The organism is Pigmentiphaga daeguensis (genome assembly GCF_039523035.1).
GTDB lineage: Bacteria > Pseudomonadota > Gammaproteobacteria > Burkholderiales > Burkholderiaceae_B > Pigmentiphaga > Pigmentiphaga daeguensis.
In genome coordinates, this window is the sequence record NZ_BAAAEN010000012.1 from 91,884 (window position 1) to 111,223 (window position 19,340).

The 19,340-nt window shown below is 68.1% G+C and carries 17 protein-coding genes; 10 read left to right on the top strand and 7 right to left on the bottom strand.

Going from position 1 to position 19,340, the window contains the following annotated elements; translation table 11 throughout:
* Positions 1–3: 3 nt before the first annotated feature.
* Entirely contained in the window at positions 4–762 is a 759-nt protein-coding gene (locus ABD104_RS16205; protein WP_279818247.1) for an IclR family transcriptional regulator, read from the top strand.
* Between the two features lie 22 nt (positions 763–784).
* Here ABD104_RS16205 and tcuB read toward each other — a convergent pair whose 3' ends face one another.
* The 4 genes from tcuB to ABD104_RS16225 all read right to left on the bottom strand — a co-directional run bounded on the left by tcuB (position 785) and on the right by ABD104_RS16225 (position 6,299).
* Entirely contained in the window at positions 785–1,942 is a 1,158-nt protein-coding gene (gene tcuB / locus ABD104_RS16210) for a tricarballylate utilization 4Fe-4S protein TcuB (RefSeq protein WP_371696190.1), read from the bottom strand.
* A gap of 46 nt (positions 1,943–1,988) precedes the next feature.
* The gene (gene tcuA, locus ABD104_RS16215; RefSeq protein ID WP_343927834.1) at positions 1,989–3,407 is read right to left on the bottom strand and encodes an FAD-dependent tricarballylate dehydrogenase TcuA; all 1,419 of its coding nucleotides are present in this window, start codon (positions 3,405–3,407) and stop codon (positions 1,989–1,991) included.
* A gap of 77 nt (positions 3,408–3,484) precedes the next feature.
* A complete protein-coding gene (locus ABD104_RS16220; RefSeq protein WP_087840710.1) occupies positions 3,485–4,414 on the bottom strand; it encodes a LysR family transcriptional regulator in 930 nt (309 codons plus the stop codon).
* Between the two features lie 7 nt (positions 4,415–4,421).
* Positions 4,422–6,299, bottom strand: a complete 1,878-nt coding sequence (locus ABD104_RS16225; protein ID WP_343927835.1) for a serine hydrolase domain-containing protein — start codon at positions 6,297–6,299, stop codon at positions 4,422–4,424.
* A 169-nt stretch (positions 6,300–6,468) separates the two neighbouring features.
* On the opposite strand from ABD104_RS16225, the gene acnB reads away from it, so the two are divergent.
* The 4 genes from acnB (at position 6,469) to ABD104_RS16245 (ending at position 12,462) form a co-directional block, all read left to right on the top strand.
* Positions 6,469–9,054, top strand: coding sequence for a bifunctional aconitate hydratase 2/2-methylisocitrate dehydratase (acnB, locus tag ABD104_RS16230; protein WP_087840708.1), 2,586 nt, complete (start codon positions 6,469–6,471; stop codon positions 9,052–9,054).
* A gap of 210 nt (positions 9,055–9,264) precedes the next feature.
* Positions 9,265–10,098 (top strand): VOC family protein, encoded by an 834-nt coding sequence (locus ABD104_RS16235; protein ID WP_343927836.1) that lies wholly within the window; start codon positions 9,265–9,267, stop codon positions 10,096–10,098.
* A 7-nt stretch (positions 10,099–10,105) separates the two neighbouring features.
* Positions 10,106–10,867 carry an IclR family transcriptional regulator gene (locus ABD104_RS16240; RefSeq protein WP_243724657.1) on the top strand — a complete coding sequence of 254 codons (762 nt, stop codon included), beginning with the start codon at positions 10,106–10,108 and terminating at the stop codon, positions 10,865–10,867.
* 5 nt (positions 10,868–10,872) lie between these two features.
* Complete coding sequence (locus ABD104_RS16245; RefSeq protein WP_343927837.1) at positions 10,873–12,462, top strand: bifunctional 3-(3-hydroxy-phenyl)propionate/3-hydroxycinnamic acid hydroxylase; 1,590 nt, start codon at positions 10,873–10,875, stop codon at positions 12,460–12,462.
* A 31-nt stretch (positions 12,463–12,493) separates the two neighbouring features.
* Here ABD104_RS16245 and ABD104_RS16250 read toward each other — a convergent pair whose 3' ends face one another.
* Positions 12,494–13,435 carry a LysR family transcriptional regulator gene (locus ABD104_RS16250; RefSeq protein ID WP_087840697.1) on the bottom strand — a complete coding sequence of 314 codons (942 nt, stop codon included), beginning with the start codon at positions 13,433–13,435 and terminating at the stop codon, positions 12,494–12,496.
* A gap of 142 nt (positions 13,436–13,577) precedes the next feature.
* On the opposite strand from ABD104_RS16250, the gene ABD104_RS16255 reads away from it, so the two are divergent.
* Complete coding sequence (locus tag ABD104_RS16255) at positions 13,578–13,898, top strand: DUF4148 domain-containing protein (RefSeq protein WP_087840696.1); 321 nt, start codon at positions 13,578–13,580, stop codon at positions 13,896–13,898.
* Between the two features lie 73 nt (positions 13,899–13,971).
* A complete protein-coding gene (locus ABD104_RS16260) occupies positions 13,972–14,304 on the top strand; it encodes a CzcE family metal-binding protein (protein ID WP_087840695.1) in 333 nt (110 codons plus the stop codon).
* An 82-nt stretch (positions 14,305–14,386) separates the two neighbouring features.
* On the opposite strand, the gene ABD104_RS16265 is transcribed toward ABD104_RS16260, so the two are convergent.
* Positions 14,387–15,130 carry a DUF481 domain-containing protein gene (locus tag ABD104_RS16265; protein WP_087840694.1) on the bottom strand — a complete coding sequence of 248 codons (744 nt, stop codon included), beginning with the start codon at positions 15,128–15,130 and terminating at the stop codon, positions 14,387–14,389.
* Positions 15,131–15,439: 309 nt separating this feature from the next.
* Between ABD104_RS16265 and ABD104_RS16270 the strand changes: the two genes are divergently transcribed.
* The 3 genes from ABD104_RS16270 to ABD104_RS16280 are packed head-to-tail and all read left to right on the top strand — an operon-like array spanning position 15,440 to position 18,348.
* Entirely contained in the window at positions 15,440–16,294 is an 855-nt protein-coding gene (locus ABD104_RS16270; protein WP_165963318.1) for a mechanosensitive ion channel family protein, read from the top strand.
* Positions 16,295–16,335: 41 nt separating this feature from the next.
* Positions 16,336–17,574 (top strand): FAD-dependent monooxygenase, encoded by a 1,239-nt coding sequence (locus ABD104_RS16275; protein WP_087840693.1) that lies wholly within the window; start codon positions 16,336–16,338, stop codon positions 17,572–17,574.
* Positions 17,575–17,607: 33 nt separating this feature from the next.
* On the top strand, positions 17,608–18,348 hold the full coding sequence (locus ABD104_RS16280; protein ID WP_087840692.1) for a DsbC family protein: 741 nt from the start codon (positions 17,608–17,610) through the stop codon (positions 18,346–18,348).
* Between the two features lie 13 nt (positions 18,349–18,361).
* Here the strand turns inward: ABD104_RS16280 and ABD104_RS16285 are convergent, their stop codons facing one another.
* Positions 18,362–19,333 (bottom strand): Bug family tripartite tricarboxylate transporter substrate binding protein, encoded by a 972-nt coding sequence (locus tag ABD104_RS16285; protein WP_087840691.1) that lies wholly within the window; start codon positions 19,331–19,333, stop codon positions 18,362–18,364.
* Positions 19,334–19,340 lie beyond the last annotated feature (7 nt).

Below are 19,340 nucleotides of genomic sequence, written 5' to 3' on the forward strand. Positions count from 1 at the left end.
CGCATGGAAGAAAAATCCGCCACCAGCCTGGAACGCATGCTGCGGGTGCTGGACCTGTTCGACGACGAGCACCTGACCCGCACCGCCGAGGAGATCGCGTCGCTGCTGGACGTGTCCCTGCCCACCGGCTATCGCTACGTAAAGACGCTGGGCGACGCGGGGCTGCTGCAGCGTGCCGGCGATTCGCGCTACGCGCTGGGCCCGCGCATCGTGGTGCTGGACTACTACATCCGGCGGGCCGACCCGCTGTTGCAGGTCGCGATTCCCCACATGGCCGAACTGGTGGAGAAGACTGGCTTCGATTGCGTGACCTCGGCCTGGTTCGGTGCGCAGATCCTGGACACGCACCGCGAGATGGGCAAGGCGCCCGCGACGCTGTCCTACGGACGCGGGCGGCCTCGTCCGCTGTTCAGCGGCGGCGCGCCCAAGGTCATCCTGGCTTCGTTTCCGCCCGCGCAGCTGCGCAAGCTGTTCGACGCGCATGCGGCCGACATCGCCCGGGCCGGACTGCCCACGGAATGGCCGGCGTTCCGGAAGTACTACGCCGCGATCCGCCGGGCCGGCCATTACGTGTCCCGGGGGGAACTGGAGCCCCAACTGGCCGCTATCGCGGCGCCCATACCCAAGGCCGACGGCGCGGTCTGGGGCGCCTTGTCGGTGGTGATAGACATGCCGCGCATCGACGTGGTGGACGTGCCGCGCGTGGTGCAACTGGTCAGGCAGGCGGCGGGCAGGATCGCCGGCGAACTGGCGGGCGACTAGGGCTGCCGCCTTTCCACCCGCCTCAATCCGGCGTCAGCCGCGTATTGCTCGGCTGGCGCCGCTCGATGCTCCACTTCAGCAGCGCAGCGCATCGATAGATGCCGTGCGCGAACTTGCCGTAGGGCAGGGTCAGGAACAAGGCCATGACCACGCCCAGGTGCACGGCCAGCAGCAGGCCCATGGCGCCGGTGTCGCGCAGGGCCAGCAGCGCGAGGCCGGTCAGGCTGGTCAGGAACAGCAGGCAGATGAAGCCGCGGTCCATGGGGCGCTGGTCGGGATCGCCATGTGCCGGATGGCGGCGCAGGTTCAGCCACAGCAGGCCGGCCGGCCCGATCAAGAGGCCGATGCCGCCCGCGGTGCCCAGCAGCACGGGCAGGCTGGTCAGCGGATACGGCGCGTGCAGCCCCAGCGCGTAGTGGTAGAGCGTGGCCACGCAGGTGGCGGCGAAGCACAGCATGAAGCCATAGAAGGTGAAATGGTGGAAGCGGCGCCGCGCCAGCGTGAACGCGTCGTCCGTTTCATTGCAGCCCTTGCCGTGTCCGCCGTCCAGGTACTTCAGGCGCAGCGCGTCGTGCGCGGCCTCGGCCACGGCCGGCGCGGTGGGCGAGCCGGGCGAGACGTTCCGCCAGAAGCGCGTCACGCCCACTCCCAGCGCGACGATGGCCAGCACGAATACCGTGCCGAACATCGCCACCAGCAGGTTGTGGGGGAAGATGGCATAGAAATCGCCGGCAAGCGGCGCGTGCAGGATGCCGCCGTTCATGGCAGCGGCCAGCACCAGGAACAGCGCCAGCGCGAACGCCGTCGCCAGGGCCAGCGTGACGCCGTTGTGCCGGTACAGGCGTCCCAGGACTCCTGGCCAGGCGTAGTCGCCGTAGGTCTGCACGCGCACCTTGGCCATGGCGCGGGGCACGTTGACGCCGAATTCGTTCGGTGGCGCGTATTGGCAGGCGTGCAGGCAGGCGCCGCAGTTGTGGCACAGGTTGGCCAGGTAGTGCACGTCGGCCTTGCCGAATTCCAGCCTGCGCATCATGGCCGGGAACGTCGCGCAGAATCCCTCGCAATAGCGGCAGGCATTGCATATTTGCAGGACGCGGGCCGCTTCGTTCTCGTCGGCGGTCAGCGCGGTCGAACAGGCGCCGCCTTGCGCGGCGGCCTGGGTCCGCCATTGGATCGGCACGGCCTGTACGCCGGCCGCCAGGGTTTGCGCGTCGTGCGCGAGATGCTCAAGCTGCTTCAAGATCGGGTGCTCCGTGAATACGAGGGTGCCGCGCGGCCTCGGCGGCGCGGGTGCCGGCGATGCGGCCGAAGGCCGTGCCGATGGACATGCCGACGCCGGCGGTATAGCCCTTGCCCAGCACATTGCCGGACATCATTTCGCCGGCGCAGAACAGATTCGGGCTGGGACGCCCGCCGAAGTGCACGGCCGCGTTCTCGTCCACCTTGGTGCCGAGATAGGTGAAGGTGATGCCGGGGCGCAGCGGATAGGCGAAATAGGGCGGCGTATCCAGCGGCCGGGCCCAGTGCGTCTTGACGGGCGAGATGCCTTCCGTGCGGCAGTCGTCCATGATGGTGTGGTCGAAGTGTTCGCCCCGGCAGGCGGCGTTGAATTCCCGCACCGTCTGTTCCAGGCGGGTTTCGTCCAGCCCCGTCAGCCGCGCGAGCTCGGGCAGGCTGTCGGCCCGGATGCCGTTGAACACCGGCGGCATGAAGCGTCCGACCGCCTTGGCATCGATGATGGAATAGGCGATCTGGCCTGGCTGGAAGGCGACCAGCCGGCCCCAGATCGCATAGCGCTTGGGCCAGAAGTCCTCGCCTTCGTCGTAGAAGCGCTGGGCGTCGCGATTGACGACGATGCCCAGCGACACGCAGTCCAGGCGGGTGCAGATGCCGCCGTCGTACAGCGGCGAGCGCGCGTCGATGGCGACGCAATGGGATTGCGTGGGGTCGCCGATCATGTCGGCGCCGGCGTCGATCATGAACTTCAGCAAGGCGCCCTGGTTGTACCGGGTGCCGCGTATCAGGAAGTTGTCCGCCGGCCATTCGCCCCGTTCGTTCTGGCCCCAGGCTTCGCGCATCCATTGCAGGTTGGACTCGAAGCCGCCGCACGCCATGACACAGGCGCGCGCGGGGATGCGTTCGTCCCCGGCCAGCGCCGCGACGAAGCGATCGCCGTCCAGTTCCAGCGCATGCACCGGCGTGCCGTAGCGGATTTGCACGCCCAGGTTCTCGGCGCTGCGGTAGTAGGCATTGACCAGCGCCCGGCCGCCGCCCATGAAGAAGGCGTTGGTGCGGGCGATGTGCAAGGTGCCGGACAGCGCGGGCTGGAAGTTCACGCCATGCTTGCGCATCCAGTCCCGGCAACTGGACGATGCCCGGATCACCAGGCGCGCCAGCTTCTCATCGGTGATGCCGCCGGTGACCTTGAGCAGGTCCTGCCAGAATTCCTCTTCCGGGTAGCTGTCGACCAGCACGTCTTCCGGACCGTCGTGCATGCAGCGCAGGTTGCGCGTGTGCTGCGAATTGCCGCCGCGCCATTCCTTGGGCGCCGCTTCCAGCAGCATGACGCTGGCGCCCGCCTCGCGGGCCATCAGGGCCGCGCACAAGGCGGCGTTGCCGCCGCCGATGACCAGGACATCTATCATTCCGCTTTCCTATCAGTGAGGAGTCACTGTAGGCGGGGCGGCCGCGCCGGGCTAGACGGCGCGTGGGCAATAGGTATTCACGATTCGTGAATGGTGGCGCCCGGCCAATGGCCGTCGCGCACCAGCGTGCGCATCAGGTCGGCCAGCACCACCCGCGCGGCCAGCGCCGCGGGGGACAACTCGTCGTCCGAGACGCTGGTGACGACGTTGCGCCGGAACAGGTACGGGTCGTCCAGCGGATACAGGCACAGGCGCCCTTCATGCATCCCGCCGGCGGCGACACCGGGCTGGATGGTGGCGATGGGCGCGTCGATCACGGTGTTCATCAGCGTGGTCAGGCCGTCGATCTCCAGCGCGATGTCCGGCTCGACGCCCGCGCGGTCGAAGGCGGCATCGACCAGGATGCGCAGGCCGTGCGTCTTGCTGGGCATGGCCAGCGGCAGCCGCGCCGCTTCCGCCACCGTCATCGGCTGGCGGGGCTGGCGGTCGGATACGAGATCGGGCCGGGCCACCACGAACAGCTTTTCGTCCAGCAGGGGCAGGACGCTCCAGTGCCGGCCGCTGTCGGTCTGGAACAGCACGGCCAGGTCCAGCAGGCGGGCGTTCAGCAAGCCCGCCAGATGGCCGGACAGGCTTTCCACCAGATGCAGCCGCACGTCGGGATAGCGTTCCTGCATGGCGGCGATGAAGGGGCGGGCCAGCAGCGATGCCGTCGACGGCGCGAAGCCTATGCTGACCGCGCCCGACAGCCGGGCCTCGCGCGCCGCGACCACGGCCTGGTCGGCGTGGCGCAGCGCCATCTGCGCCTGCCGCCAGAAAGCCAGCCCCGCGTCGGTGGGGATGACGCCGGTGGCGGTGCGCTGCAGGAGCCGGGTGGCCAGCTCGCCTTCCAGGCGGCTGATCTGCTGGCTCAGGGCGGAGGGCACCAGCCCCAGTTCGCGCGCGGCGCGGCCCATGCTGCCCAGCTCGACGACGCGGACGAAATAGCGGAGTTGGCGTAGTTCCAAGGTCGGATCAGTCCTCTGCCAGCAACCGATAGAGCGATGACCCCGACCGCATCTGCGGCTGGCCGTCCACCGTCGAGAATTCGAGCTCGACCAGGTCCCGCCCATGATTGACCGGTACCTGTATCGTCATTCTGGCACGGTCGTCGCCATCGGGCCGCAGCAACTGGCCATCGCTCCACATCACGTACCCTGGCAGCTCGGCCAGCTCGTCCAGCGTGGCGATGCCGCCCCCCAGGGCCAGCGCCACGGACTCGGGCGATTCGTTGGTGGGTTCCCAGCGCGTGCCCAGGCGGGCCTGCCAGGCGGCGGATAGCGGAGGCAGCGGCGTCAGGCGCTGGCCCACGGACAGGGTCAGCCGGTAGTGCCCCCAGCCGGCCGGTACGCGCTGGATCATGTAGTGCTTGCCGTCCAGCGTCAGCCAGCGGTAGCTGTTACCCGATGCCGCGTCGTTCCACCACCAGCCGTCGGCGCGCAGGGTCAGGCCCGGGGCGACCGGCTCCCAGGCGCCGCCTTTTCTGTGCAGCACGTCGATCGTGCCGGCATTCACGGCCTGCACCTTGTAGGGCCCTTCGTAATTGGCATAGATGCCCGCCAGCCCGGCGGCGTCGATGGACGGCGCCGCCGCCGCGGGGATGCCTGCCAGCGCCGCCGGTACGGCGGGAATCGCGCGCGTGGTCGACAGGGCTCGCAGCAGCACGCCTTCGGCGATGCGCAGCGGCCCGTAGGTGGTGCCGGCCCCCGTCAGCAGCAGGGCCATGCGCTGGTCGGGCAGCACGAAGAACTCGGTCGAGAAGAAGCTCGTGCCGCCGTTCTTCTGCCAGGCCTTGACGCCGACACTGTCCAGGCCGGGCTGCCGCACCGAGTCCCAGCCCAGGCCCCAGCGCCATTCGGGACAGGGGTTGATGCGCAGGCCCGTGGTCTGGTCGGTGCCCATTTCCTGGATGGCTGCCTGCGATACCAGGCGCCTGCCCTGGTGCATGCCCAGGTCCAGGAACATCTGCGCCAGCCGCATCATGTCGCCGGGCGTGGAGGCCAGGCCGCCGGTGGCGTAGGCCGATACGAATTCCTGCCCCATGCGCCGCCCTTCGTAGACAGGGTGCACGAAACTGCCTTCGGGGAAGGCCTGTACCGGGTAGGCGGAATGGCCCATGCCCAGGGGTTCGAGGATCTCGCGCCGGACGAACTCGGCGTAAGGCTGGCCCGTGACCGCGGCCACCAGGTTCTCGACCATCGTGAAGCCGTCGTTGCAATAGACGGCCAGTTCCCCCGGCTGGTGCTTCAGGTGGAAGTAGGCCAGGCCGTCCTCGGTGTCTTGCGCGTAGCCGGCGATGGGCTCGAACGCGAAGATGTTGCGCCAATTGGTGCCGGGCAGCCCGGACGAATGGCTGAGCAGATGGCGCAGCGTGATCTGGCCGTACTCGCTGGACAGCATCGAGAAGCCGGGCAGATAACGGGCGATGGGCGCGTCCAGCGCCAGCTTGCCCCGGTCGCACAGCACCATGGCGGTCAGCGCGGCCAGCACCTTGCTGACCGAGCCGATATTGAAGCGGGAATCGATGGTGGCGGCGACGTTGCCCTGGGGATCCGCGACGCCGAAGGCTTCCTGCCAGATCACGCCTTCGCTGGTCATCAGCGCGACCGAGACCGCGGTGGCCTGATTCTTCTGCACGGCCTGGCGGATGGCGTCCCGCCCCCACTGGATGGCCTCGGACAGCCGGCCGGCGTCGGGCTTGGGGTCGTCGCCGCCGCAGCCGGGCAGAGCATGGAGCAGGGCGCCGGCGCCGGCGAACTGTATCCAGTGGCGGCGCGAGGGGGAAAGCAGGGGGGCGGCCGTGGCCGGTTGCGCCCCGGTGGGGCAATCCAGATTCAGTTTCTTTGAATGCATCTCGATTACCCCCAGGTGGCCGACTATCGGGAAAATGATTCTATCCCGGCTCGACCGTACGGAGGGGGTGTGTATGTCTTATATAAGATATAAGACAGTTGCGGCTCGCCGCCGCTAGTCCTACAATCCCGGCGATCGCCCTCAATCCCTTCATACCGGGACACCTCCAATGCTTGAATCCTACCGTCAACACGTTGCCGAGCGGGCCGCGCTTGGCATCCCCCCGCTGCCGCTGTCCGCGCAGCAGACCGCCGATCTGATCGAACTGATCAAGAACCCGCCCAAGGGCGAGGAACAGACGCTGCTGGATCTGCTGACCCACCGCGTGCCCGCCGGCGTGGACGATGCCGCCAAGGTCAAGGCCTCCTACCTGGCCGCCGTCGCCCTGGGCAAGGAAGCCTGCCCGCTGATCGATCGCGCCAAGGCCACCGAGCTGCTGGGCACCATGCTGGGCGGCTACAACATCAGCGCGCTGATCGAGTTGCTGGACGACGCGCAGGTCGGCACCATCGCCGCTGACGGCCTGAAGAAGACCCTGCTGATGTTCGACGCCTTCCACGACGTCAAGGAAAAGGCCGACAAGGGCAATGCCAACGCCAAGGCCGTGCTGCAAAGCTGGGCCGATGCCGAGTGGTTCACCAGCCGCCCCGAGGTGCCGCAAAGCCTGACGGTGACCGTGTTCAAGGTGACCGGCGAAACCAACACCGACGACCTGTCGCCGGCTCCCGACGCCTGGAGCCGCCCCGACATTCCGCTGCATGCGCTGGCCATGCTCAAGAACCCGCGGCCTGGCATCGAGCCGCAGGAACCGGGCAAGGTCGGTCCGCTCAAGCTCATCAACGAACTGAAGGGCAAGGGCCACCCGGTCGCCTACGTCGGCGACGTGGTCGGTACCGGCTCCTCGCGCAAGTCGGCCACCAACTCCGTGCTGTGGTGGACCGGCGAAGACATCCCCTTCGTGCCGAACAAACGCTTCGGCGGCGTCTGTCTGGGCGGCAAGATCGCTCCCATCTTCTACAACACCATGGAAGATGCGGGTGCGCTGCCGGTCGAGCTGGACGTCTCCAAGATGGAGATGGGCGACGTCATCGAACTGCGCCCCTATGAAGGCAAGGCCCTGAAGAACGGCGAAGTGGTCTCCGAGTTCGAGATCAAGTCCGACGTGCTGTTCGACGAAGTGCGCGCCGGCGGCCGCATTCCGCTGATCATCGGCCGCGGCCTGACCGCCAAGGCGCGCGAGGCCCTGGGCCTGCCGCCCTCGACCCTGTTCCGCCTGCCCAAGAACCCGGCCGACACCGGCAAGGGCTACACGCTGGCCCAGAAGATGGTCGGCCGCGCCTGCGGCCTGCCGGAAGGCAAGGGCATCCGCCCGGGAACCTACTGCGAGCCGCGCATGACCTCGGTCGGCAGCCAGGACACCACCGGCCCCATGACCCGCGACGAGCTGAAGGACCTGGCCTGCCTGGGCTTCTCGGCCGACCTGGTGATGCAGTCGTTCTGCCACACCGCCGCCTATCCCAAGCCCGTGGACGTCAAGACGCACCACACGCTGCCCGAATTCATGAGCAATCGCGGCGGCATCTCGCTGCGTCCGGGCGACGGCGTCATCCACTCGTGGCTGAACCGCATGGTGCTGCCCGACACCGTCGGTACCGGCGGCGACTCGCACACCCGCTTCCCCATCGGCATCAGCTTCCCGGCCGGCTCGGGCCTGGTTGCCTTCGCCGCCGCCACCGGCGTCATGCCGCTGGACATGCCGGAATCCGTGCTGGTCCGCTTCAAGGGCAAGCTGCAGCCCGGCGTCACGCTGCGCGACCTGGTCAACGCCATTCCCTACTACGCGATCCAGCAGGGCCTGCTGACCGTCGAGAAGAAGGGCAAGAAGAACATCTTCTCGGGCCGCATCCTGGAAATCGAAGGACTGCCCGACCTGAAGGTGGAACAGGCCTTCGAACTGTCGGACGCCTCGGCCGAGCGTTCTGCCGCCGGCTGCACGGTGCGCCTGAACAAGGAACCGATCATCGAATACATCAACAGCAACATCACGCTGCTGAAGTGGATGATCGCCAACGGCTATGAAGACGAGCGCTCGATCGGCCGCCGCATCAAGGCCATGGAAGCCTGGCTGGCCAACCCGCAACTGCTGGAACCCGATGCCGACGCCGAATACGCCGCCGTCATCGAGATCGACCTGGCCGACGTGCACGAGCCCCTGGTCGCGTGCCCGAACGACCCGGACGACGTCAAGACCCTGTCCGACGTGGCCGGCGCCAAGATCGACGAAGTGTTCATCGGCAGCTGCATGACCAACATCGGCCACTTCCGCGCGGCATCCAAGCTGCTCGAAGGCAAGCGCGACATCCCGGTCAAGCTGTGGGTCGCTCCGCCCACCAAGATGGACCAGCAGCAACTGACCGAGGAAGGCCACTACGGCGTCCTGGGTTCGGCCGGCGCCCGCATGGAAATGCCGGGCTGCTCGCTGTGCATGGGCAACCAGGCCCAGGTCCGCGAAGGCGCGACGGTGATGTCGACCAGCACCCGCAACTTCCCGAACCGCCTTGGCAAGAACTCCAACGTGTACCTGGGTTCCGCCGAGCTGGCCGCCATCTGCTCGCGCCTGGGCCGTATCCCGACCAAGGAAGAGTACATGGCCGAGACCGGCGTCCTGGCCGAGCACGAGAAGACCATCTACCGCTACATGAACTTCGACCAGATCCCTGATTTCAAGGATGTGGCCGATTCGGTCGGTGTGTGATCGCCACAGGTGATGATGGACGGCCCGTCGGGCTGTCCGGCAGTGCTGAAAAGCGCCCCGTATGGGGCGCTTTTTTCGTTCATGGCGAACCAGGCAATTTGCGGATCTCGGGCTTATCGTCTCAGTATGTGAGAAATTCCGTTGACGCCGGGTACCTGGCGCGGGATAGTTCGCCCAACAGGAATGAAACGCCATGGGTGGAACGAAACAATGGAATTGGGCGCATCGCTGCATCATCTGCATTTGACCTCGCCGGACCCGCAGCGGCTGGCGGATTTCTATGCCCGTACGCACGGGCTGGCCGCGCGCGTCGAAGACGGCCGCTGGGTGTGCGCGGCGCCGGGACGCACGCTCGTGCTGTCGGAAGGGCCGGCCAACCGGCTGGAACACGCGCTATTCGGTTTCGCGGATGCCGGCCGCTGGCAGGCCTTCAAGGAACGGGTGGGCGCGCGGGCGACGATCGAGGTGCCGCCGCTGCCGGTGGCGTGCGATGAGGCACTGGCGGTGCGCGATCCCGACGGCAACCTGATCGTTTTCGCGCTGCGCCCCGGCACGCCGGCGGGCGTGCCGTCCCGCGACACGCTGCCCGGCGCTCATCTGCAGCACTTCGCGCTGCGTACCCTGGATCCCGCGCCGATGCTGGCCTTCTATGAGGGCGTGCTCGGCTTCACGCTGTCGGATCGCGTCCAGGACGACGAGGGCGTGCTGCGCGCCTGCTTCCTGCGCACGGAAAGCCTGCACCACGCGCTGGCGCTGTTCCGCGCCCCCGTGCGCTGCTTCGACCACCAGTCCTTCGAGACCATGTCGTGGGACGACATGAAGGCCTGGGGCGACCACATGGCCTCCATCCGCGAGACCATCGTCTGGGGCATCGGCCGCCATGGCCCGGGCAACGACGTGTTCTTCATGGTGCGCGACCCGGACGGCAACCTGGCCGAGATCTCGGCCGAGATCGAGGTCTGCCCGCCGGATCGTCCCGCGGGGGTGTGGGTGCACGAAGAGCGCACCCTCAACCTCTGGGGCAAGGCCATCATGCGCGATTGAGTCCATCGTGTCCGAACGCCTGCTGCGCATACTCGAGTCCTTCGACCTCAGCCGCCCGGTGCGCAAGCCGGCCCAGCTCATGGACGAGCTGGGCGTGTCGCGAGCCAGCATCTACCGGGACCTGAAGGCGCTGGAGGAAGCCGGCCTGCTCGAACGGGTGGCCGACCGGGGCTATGCGCTGGGACCGCTGATCGTCGAGCTGGATCGGCAGATCCGGCTGGCCGACCCGCTGCTGCAGGCATCCGGCACCTTGCTGCGCAAGCTGGCCGCGGAGACGGGCGGCACCGTGCTGCTGTGCCGCGTGCATGGCGACAAAGTCCTGTGCATCCACCAGGAGATGCCCTCGGATCCGGTCACGCCGGTCAGCTATGAGCGCGGCCGGGCGATGCCCTTGTACCGGGGCGCGACCTCCAAGGTGATCCTGGCGCACCTGCCCCGCGCCGAACTGGAGCGGTTGTGGAATCGGGACCGCGCCACCATCGTCGCGGCCGGCTTTCCGTCCGGCCTGCAGGGCTTCCTGGCCGAGCTCGAACCGCTGCGCGAGGCCAAGGCCTGCGTGACGCACAGCGAGGTCGACGCGGGCATGGCGGGCCTGGCGGTGGCGCTGCTGGACGGGCAGCGGGTGCTGGGCAGCCTCAGTGTCGTCATCCCGCTGGCCAGGCTGCCCGCCGCGCGCAGCAAGACCGTGCTGTCCAAGGTCTTCTCGGTCGCATCCTCCATCGAATCGACTCTCGAAAACGAACGTCTGCGGGCTCGCAGCAAAAGATAGCAATCATGCACGCAACCTCCCATTATCCGGTCATCGTCCTCGGTGCCGGCCCGACCGGCTTGACCCTCGCGAACCTGCTCGGAGGCTACGGCGTCCGCACGCTGCTGCTGGAACGCAATGCATCGACGGTGGATGAACCCCGCGCCGTGTCGATCGACGACGAGAGCCTGCGCACGGCCCAGGCGGCGGGTCTGATCGACGAGATCCTGCCGTCCATCGTCCAGGGCTACGGAGTCCATTACTTCTCGTGGTCGGGTCGCGAGTTCGCGCGCATCGAGCCGCATTCGACCGAATACGGCTATCCCAAGCGCAATGCCTTCCGGCAGGCCGTGCTGGCGGCGCAGTTGCGCGACGGGCTGCGGCGGTTTGCGCATGTCGAGACGAGGTTCCGGCACGAGCTGCGGCGCTTCGAGCAAATGGGCGACAAGGTGGTGCTGGAGATCGACCACGCCGGCACGCCGGTCACGCTGAGTTGCGACTGGCTGGTCGCGTGCGACGGCGGCCGCAGCGGCGTGCGCGAACAACTGGGGATTCCGCTGTCGGGCAACACCTTCGCCGAGAAGTGGCTGATCGTGGATCTGCTCGATCGCAAGACGCCTTTCCGCCATACGCGGACCTACTGCGATCCGGTCCGGCCGGCCATACGCCTGCCCGGCCCGCAGGGCACGGTGCGCTACGAGTTCATGCTGAAGGAGGGGGAGACCGCCGAGTACGTGCTGGACGAAGCCCGGCTGCGCGGCTGGATCCGTGAGCGCGAGCCGCTGGACGAGGACCTGCCCATCGCCCGCAAGGTGGTCTACACCTTCCATGCCCGCCTGGCCGAACGCTGGCGCGAGGGCCGGGTGCTGCTGGCGGGCGACGCCGCCCACCTGACGCCGCCGTTCGCGGGCCAGGGCATGAACAGCGGCGTGCGCGACGCCACGAACTTGGCGTGGAAGCTGCACGCCGTGGTGCGCGGGCTGTGCGGTCCGGCGTTGCTCGATACCTATGAGCAGGAACGCAAGCCCCACGCCTGGGCGCTGATCGAGATGGCGATACGCATCGGCCGCTACATGCAACCGAAGTCGCGGCTGGAAGCCATGGCTGCCCAATGGGCGCTCAAGCTGTGCAGCCTGTATCCGCCGGCGCGGGACTATGTCCTGCAACTGAAGTTCAAGCCCAAGCCGCGTTTCAGGGACGGTTTCTTCGTGCCCTGCCAGGCGCCGGACACGGCCATCAAGGCGGGGCAACTGATGCCGCAGCCTCGCGTGGAATGGCCCGGGGGACGGCGGCGCCTGCTGGACGAGGCGCTCGGCCCCGGCTTTGCCTGCCTGTGCCGGGCGGGCCAGCCGCTGGATCCGGAGGTCGAAAGCTGGATGGCGTCGATGGGCGTGCGCCGGGTCGAACTGGTGCCCGCCGAGGACGACTTCCCCTGGCCCGAGACGCCGGAGCGCCTGGTCGTGCGGGACTGCGAAGGCGTCCTGGCGCGGGTGATGGCCGAGGCCGGCGCGCAGGCCATGCTGGTCCGGCCCGACCGCTATGTGCTGGCCTTCCTGTCGGGCGGCAAGGACGACGCGGCGCAACTGCGGGCGCTGCTGGCCCGCTACCGGGCGTAGCGGCGGGTTCCGCGCCCCGGGGCGCCGGGGCCTACCAGGCGATCTGGCTCATCGGATCGCCGTCTTCCTCGCGCCCCACCATCAGTTCTTCCGCGATCTGATCCCGCACCCAGCGGTGCAGAGGACTCAGGTGCGTGCGGACGTGCCAGGCCATCGCGAACTCGAACTTGGGCAGCGTATAGGGCAGCGGATAGTTCTTGAGCGTGGACATCATGCCGCGCGCCAGCGAGGTCGGAAATACCGAGACGAAGTCCGTGTTGCGCAGCACGCGCTCGGCCACGAGAAAGCTCGGCACGGACACGACGGTCTGCCGCGACAGTCCCATTTCCTTCAGGATCTCGTCGGTGACGTCGTCGAACTCCCCGCCCAGGGGCAGCACGATGACGTGACGCATGGCGACGAAGTCCTTGAGCGTCAGTTGCTTCTTCCGGTAGGGGTGATCCCAGCGCATGACGCAGACGAAGGTCTCGTCGTGCAGCGGGCGCACGTGCAGCCGGTCGGGAAAGGCCGAACGGCGCGAAATGACGAGGTCCACCTGGCCCGAGGCCATGTGCTGCTCGACGTCCGGCACCGTCGAGCGATTCGCGGTGACGAAGCCTATCTGCACGCCCGGCGCCATATCGGCCAGATTGCCGAACCACTTGGCCAGCCGGCACTGGGTCGCATCGTTGGTGCCGATCAGGATGCTGCCCTGCGCGGTCCTGGGATCGAAATGGTCAGGCTGGACGAGCGCCCGGAATCCGTCCAGCAGTTCGGACAGCCGGGGGGCAAGCTCCAGCGCGCGCGGCGTGGGCGTCATTCCGCGGGCGCCGGGGATCAGCAGCGGATCGTCGAACATGCGCCGCAGCCGCACCAACTGCGCGGATACGGCCGGCTGGCTGCTGTTGAGCTTGACCGCCGCCTTCGTGACGTTCAACTCGTTGAGCAGGGTCTCCAGGGTCAGGAGCAGGTTCAGGTCCACGCGGCCAACCATAATCCAATTCTTATGCCAACAATTCGACTTATTGATTTCAATTATGCCTTCAAAAGGCGCATTATTCCTACACGGTCAATCAAGCAATTAGCACATACCCTTGATTCAGGCTGAAAGATCAACGAGAAAAACGGAGTTCATCATGAAAACCTTTGCATATACCGCCCTGATTGCCGCTTCCCTTATCGGTGCCGCCGCCCATGCCGACCAGGGCAACAACTACGGCAACGATTTCCCCCCTCCCGGAATCTCGACCACGCATGAACTGACCCGCGCGCAAGTGCTGGCCGAGCTGGCCGAGGCCAAGGCCCATGGCGGCATCGTCTACGGCCAGGAAGGTTTCCCCTACGAAACGGCCCAGAAGGCCGCGCCGGTCAGCCGCGCCCAGGTGGTCGAAGAGCTCAAGCGCGCCGAACTGGCTCGCCGCGCGGGCGGCCCGGGCGAATACCCCAACAACCTGTAAGCCACGCCGCGTGCCGGCCGGGGCCGCATCCCCGGCCAGGCCGCGCGCCTGACCAGATCCTGGAGTTCCCGTCATGAAAGCCCAAGTTTCTTCCTTCGTCGCCGCGGCGTTGATCGGCCTGGCGGGCGTCTCGGCTCACGCCGCGTCCACCCCGCCGGACCTGCTGGGTTCGCCGGTCACCGTCGAAAGCGCCGAACGCGCCATCGCGTTGAACGACGGCACGCGCTACGTCAACGTGCAGTACGGCGAAACCGTGCGCTTCGACGTAGACGGCAAGAGTTTCGCCGTGAAGTTCAACGGCATCCGCGGCGCGTTCGACCTGAACGACCTGGCGCCCGCCGGCGTGCTGAACCACACCATCAGGGCCTACGTCAGTCCATCCCCCCTGGACGAGCGCGGCCTCTGATTCCCTCCCGCACCGCGCCATCCCACCCGGACGGCGCGTAGCCCGCAGGCCATACGCCTGCGGGCTTTTTTACGCCGGGCGGCTATTCGAAGCGATAGCCGATATTCGTCAGGAGCAGGGTGTCCGATTTCTTCACCCCCGGCTGCGGATTGCTCATGTACCGGTTCGACAGCGTGACCTTGAGCTCGATCTTCTTGGTGATGGACGTGGTGATGCCCGCGTCGAACTGGATGCGGTACTCGCCGCCGTGGCTGATGTTGGGGTAGAGCGCCAGGCGCTGGTTGAGCGAGGTCGTGTCCGAGATCATGTGGGTGGATTCTTCCCCCAGCAGCAGTTCGGTCGAGTTGCGGGTTTCGGTGGTGAAGCGCTCGTGGTTATACGCCAGGCCCGTGAAGAGGTCGAAGACGGTCTTCTCGGTCTTGATGATGTGCCGCCCGACACCGGCCGCGGCCACGCCGCGCATGTCCAGTTCCTGCAGCTTGTCGTGCTCGATGTCCAGCGAGCCGAAGCCGAAGGTCCGGTCGGTGATGTCGCGGTCGTACTTGCCGCCCATGCGCAGCAGGTTGGCGGTTTCGCTGCTGCTGCCGTTTTCCTTCTTGGTGCCGTAGAGCGCGGTCAGTGTGAAGTTCAGGCGGTCCCGGTCCGTGGCCCGCCCCGCGTTGGCGCCCAGGTTGAACGACGTGGAGTCGGTGTTGCCGGAAGCCAGGCTGGCGCCGGCGTTGATGGAGCCGCGCCACTTGCCGTCGGTCTTCAGCGGAGCCTGCGCCCAGGCTGGCGCGGCTGCGAGGGCGAGGGCGAGGGGGGCGATATGTCGGGTCTTGAACATCGATGCGTTCTCCTTATTGCACCTGGCCGCATGGCGGGCATGCGGCGGGACATCCTCAATGACGGGTTGCCATTCGGAGTGGGGTTGGACGAGTCCGCGGCCGGCAGCGGCGGGGGCTCGAGGGGAATGCGTCGCGAGACGCGGTCGGATACGGAAGCGCGGCGCGGCCGCGTTCCGGGTGGGGCGTGCCGCAAGCTGGGCGCGCCGCCTGGGCGACGATGCGCCCAGCCATCACCTTACACCGCGCATGTGGCCGGTGCCAACGTAGAATGGCGTGATCGCTCATTCCGGCGTATGCCTTTTCGTTTCATGGATGTCATCGTTTCGCTCTGGGACCGGCTGGTGGCGTGGTTCACCGCCTCCGATACTCCCGCCCAACTGGTGGTGTCGCTGGTGGTGCTGCTTGCCGCCATGTTCGCCACGCGCGCCACCACGCGCTATTACCGGGGCAAGGGCTCGGGCTCGACCGAAGAGCGCCGCACCAGCTACCTGACCGTGCGCAACTCCATCGTCATCGTGACGATGCTGCTGATGCTGTTCATCTGGGGCGGCCAGCTGCGCCATTTCGCGCTGTCGGTGGCGGCGCTGGCGGCGGCGGTGGCCATCGCCAGCAAGGAATACGTGATGAGCGCCCTGGGCTCGCTGATGCGCGCGACCCAGCGGACCTACTCGGTGGGCGACGTGATCGAGATCAGCGGCATGAAGGGCGAGGTGCTGACCATCGACCTGTTCACCACCGCGCTGCTGGAGCAGACGTCGTCGGGCCTGGTCACGGGCCGGGTCTGCCGCTTCCCCAACATGATGCTGCTGCTCAACCCCGTGCGCACGATCTCGGCCATGGGCACCTTCGTGCTGGAGTCGGTGCGGGTGCCGCTGGAGCCGGGGGACGACATTCCCGCGGCCCAGGAGAGGCTGCTGCGGGCGGGCAGGGAGGTGTGCGAACCCTGGCTGGAACAGGCCGACGTGCACTTCCGCCATATCGAGGGCGCCTACCTGATCGCGCTGCCCGCCAGCGAGCCCCTGGCCGTGATCGAGCCCGTGGACCCCAAGCGGCTGGACGTGGTGCTGCGTTTTCCCTGCCCCAGCAACCGGCGCGTGCGCACGGGCCAGGAAGTGCTGGTCCACTACTACCGGCAGTTGCAGGACCAGGCGGCGAAGGGCTGAGCCCGGCGCTGTACACTGGCGCCTGTAGCGTCGTTCCCGTCATGACCCAAGCCCATTCTTCCCAAGCGGACATCCTCGTCGTCGGCACCGGCATCGCCGGGCTGGCCGCCGCGCTCGCGCTGGCCCGCCAGGGGCTGCGCGTGGGCCTGCTCGGGCCGCGCGCGCCGCTGCCGGCGCCCGAGGCGGACCGCTTCGATCCGCGCGTCTACGCGCTGTCGCCGGCCAGCCGCGACCTGCTGGCGGACCTCGGGATCTGGGATGCCCTGCCCGCCGAGCGCATCACCGGCGTGCGGCGCATGGAAATCCTGGGCGATCGGCCGGCCTTGGGCGACCAACCGGGGCGGCTGGACCTGTCGGCGTGGCAGGCCGGTTGCGACCACCTGGCCTGGATCGCCGAGTCGCGCGAACTGGAGCGGGTATTGCGGCAGGCCGTGCAATGGTCTGGCATACGCTGGACTACGGAAGATTTCGTCGGGCTCGAGGCCGGGCGCGATGGCGAAGGGGTGACGCTGCGGACCTCCGGCGGCCAGGCGCTACGGGCGCGGCTGGCGGTGGCGGCCGACGGCGCCGACTCGAAGCTGCGCGAGGCCGCCGGGCTCGCCGCGCAGCGATCGGCCTACGGGGCGACAGGCGTGGTCGTGCACCTGGGCGCGGAGCTGCCCCACCAGGAATGCGCCTGCCAATGGTTCACGCCCGACGGCATCCTGGCCCTGCTGCCCATGCCCGATACCCGGGATGGGCCGCAGGTCTCGATGGTGTGGTCGATGCCGGGCGCGCAGGCCGCCGCCTTGCTGGCGATGCCCGAGCCGGACCGCGCACAGGCGCTGGAGGCCCGCCTGGCCGCGGCCACCGGAGGCCGGCTGGGCGCGCTGCGCGTGCGCAGTCCGCTGTTCGGCTTTCCGCTGGTCCTGCAGCATTGTCCCCAGCTTGCCCACCGGGGCGTGGTCCTGCTGGGCGATGCCGCGCATGTCGTGCATCCGCTGGCCGGCCAGGGGCTGAACCTGGGACTGGGGGACGTGAAGGCGCTGGCGCAGGTGCTGGGAGGCCGCGAGCCGTTCCGCGCCGTCGACGATCCGCGCCTGCTGCGCCGCTACGAACGGGCGCGCGCGGAGCCGCTGCTGGCCATGCGTACCGTCACCGACGGGCTGTTCCATCTGTTCGGCGCCCAGGCTGCGCCGGTCGCATGGCTGCGCAACGCCGGGCTGGATCTGGTGAACCGCATGCCCCTGCTCAAGCGTATGCTGGTGAATGGCGCTTCGGGTACAGGAACTCGCGCCTGACGGGCGCGGTCCGACTGTTGTCTAGGAGATTCGATGAAACGCATGCTGACTTCCCTGTTGCTGACCGCGGCCATGGCCGCGCCCGTGTCCATGGCGTGGGCGCAAGCGGGCGCCAAGGGCGCTCCCACGACCGAGGAGGCGGTCAAGCAGCGCTTCGTGCAGCGTTTCGGCGAGGTAGGCGTCGAGGGCGTGTCGCGCACCCCCTACGGCTTGTACGAGGTGCGCATCGGCGGCGAGCTGGTCTACACCGACGAGAAGGTCAGCTTCGTGCTGGACGGCAACCTGATCGACGCCTCGACCCGCAAGAACGTGACGCGCGAGCGCAAGGAACAACTGCTGGCCGTGAAGTTCGACGAGCTGCCGCTGAACCTGGCCATCAAGCAGGTGCGCGGCAACGGCTCGCGGCGCATCGCGTTGTTCGAGGACCCCAACTGCGGCTATTGCAAGCAGCTGCGCCGTTCGATGGAAGGCATCGACAACGTCACCATCTACACCTTCCTTTATCCCATCCTGTCGCCCGACTCCACCGTCAAGTCGCAGGCGGTGTGGTGCGCGCCGGACAAGGGCAAGGCCTGGGACGAATGGATGCTGAACGGCAAGGCGCCCAAGGCCGGCACCTGCGACGCGCCGCTCAAGGAATTGCTGGCCCTGGGCAAGAAACTGCAAGTTACCGGCACCCCCACCATCATCTTCGGCGACGACACCCGGGTGGGAGGCGCGATTCCCGCCGACCGGCTGCGCCAGAAGCTCGATTCCCTGGGCAAGCCCAGCTGAAGCCCGGACGTGCTCAATTGGGCCGCAGGCCCGCCTTGGCGATGAACCGGGTCCAGGTGTCCAGCTCGGACCGGATCAGCGTCCCGAACTCGGCCGAGGTGTGAGGGTCGGCGGGCGTCATGCCCAGTTCACGGACCTGCCTGAGCACCTCGGGCTGCGCCATGATCCGGGCCAGCTCGTCATGCCATTTGGCGATCACCGCGGCCGGCGTGCCGGCGGGAGCCACCAGGCCTTCCCATTCCTTCATCCTGAAACCGCGCACGCCGCTTTCCTCCAGCGTGGGGACATCGGGCAGCGTGGCCAGGCGAGTGGGGCTGGTCACCGCCAGCGCGCGCAGCTTGCCGGCCTTGACCAGCGGCACGGCCACCGACGAGGTGGCGAACATGGCCGAGACGTCGCCCGACAGCAGGCCCTGCACCGCTTCGGCCGGCCCCTTGTAGGGCACGTGCAGCATCTCGGCACCGACGAACTGCGCGAAGCCTTCGCCGATCAGGTGCGCCGGGGAGCCGTTGCCGCCCGATGCGTACGTCACGGCGCCCCGCGCGCCCTTGGCCCGCGCGATCAACTGGTCCAGCGTGGCGATGTCCGATCCCTGGGGCACGGCCAGCACGTTGTAGATCCAGACCAGGTTGGAGATGGGCGCGAAGGCGTTGGCGGTGTCGTAGGGCACCTTGCCGAACAGCGCGGGTAGCACCGTGTGGGTCAGGAACATCATGCCCATGGTGTAGCCGTCGGGCTGGGCCTGCGCCACGGCGGCCAGCCCTATCATGCCGGTGGCCCCGGGCCGGTTCTCGACCACCACGGGCTGGTGCCAGGCCGCCTGCAGGCGTTCGCCCACCAGGCGCGCCAGCACGTCGGGCGGGCTGCCCGGCGGCAGGGGGACGATGATGCGCATCGGCCGGGACGGGTAGTCCTGGGCACAGGCCGGGCCCGAGGCCAGGGCGGTCGTCAGCAGGGCCGCGAATACGCTACGTAACGGGGGCATGGCTGGA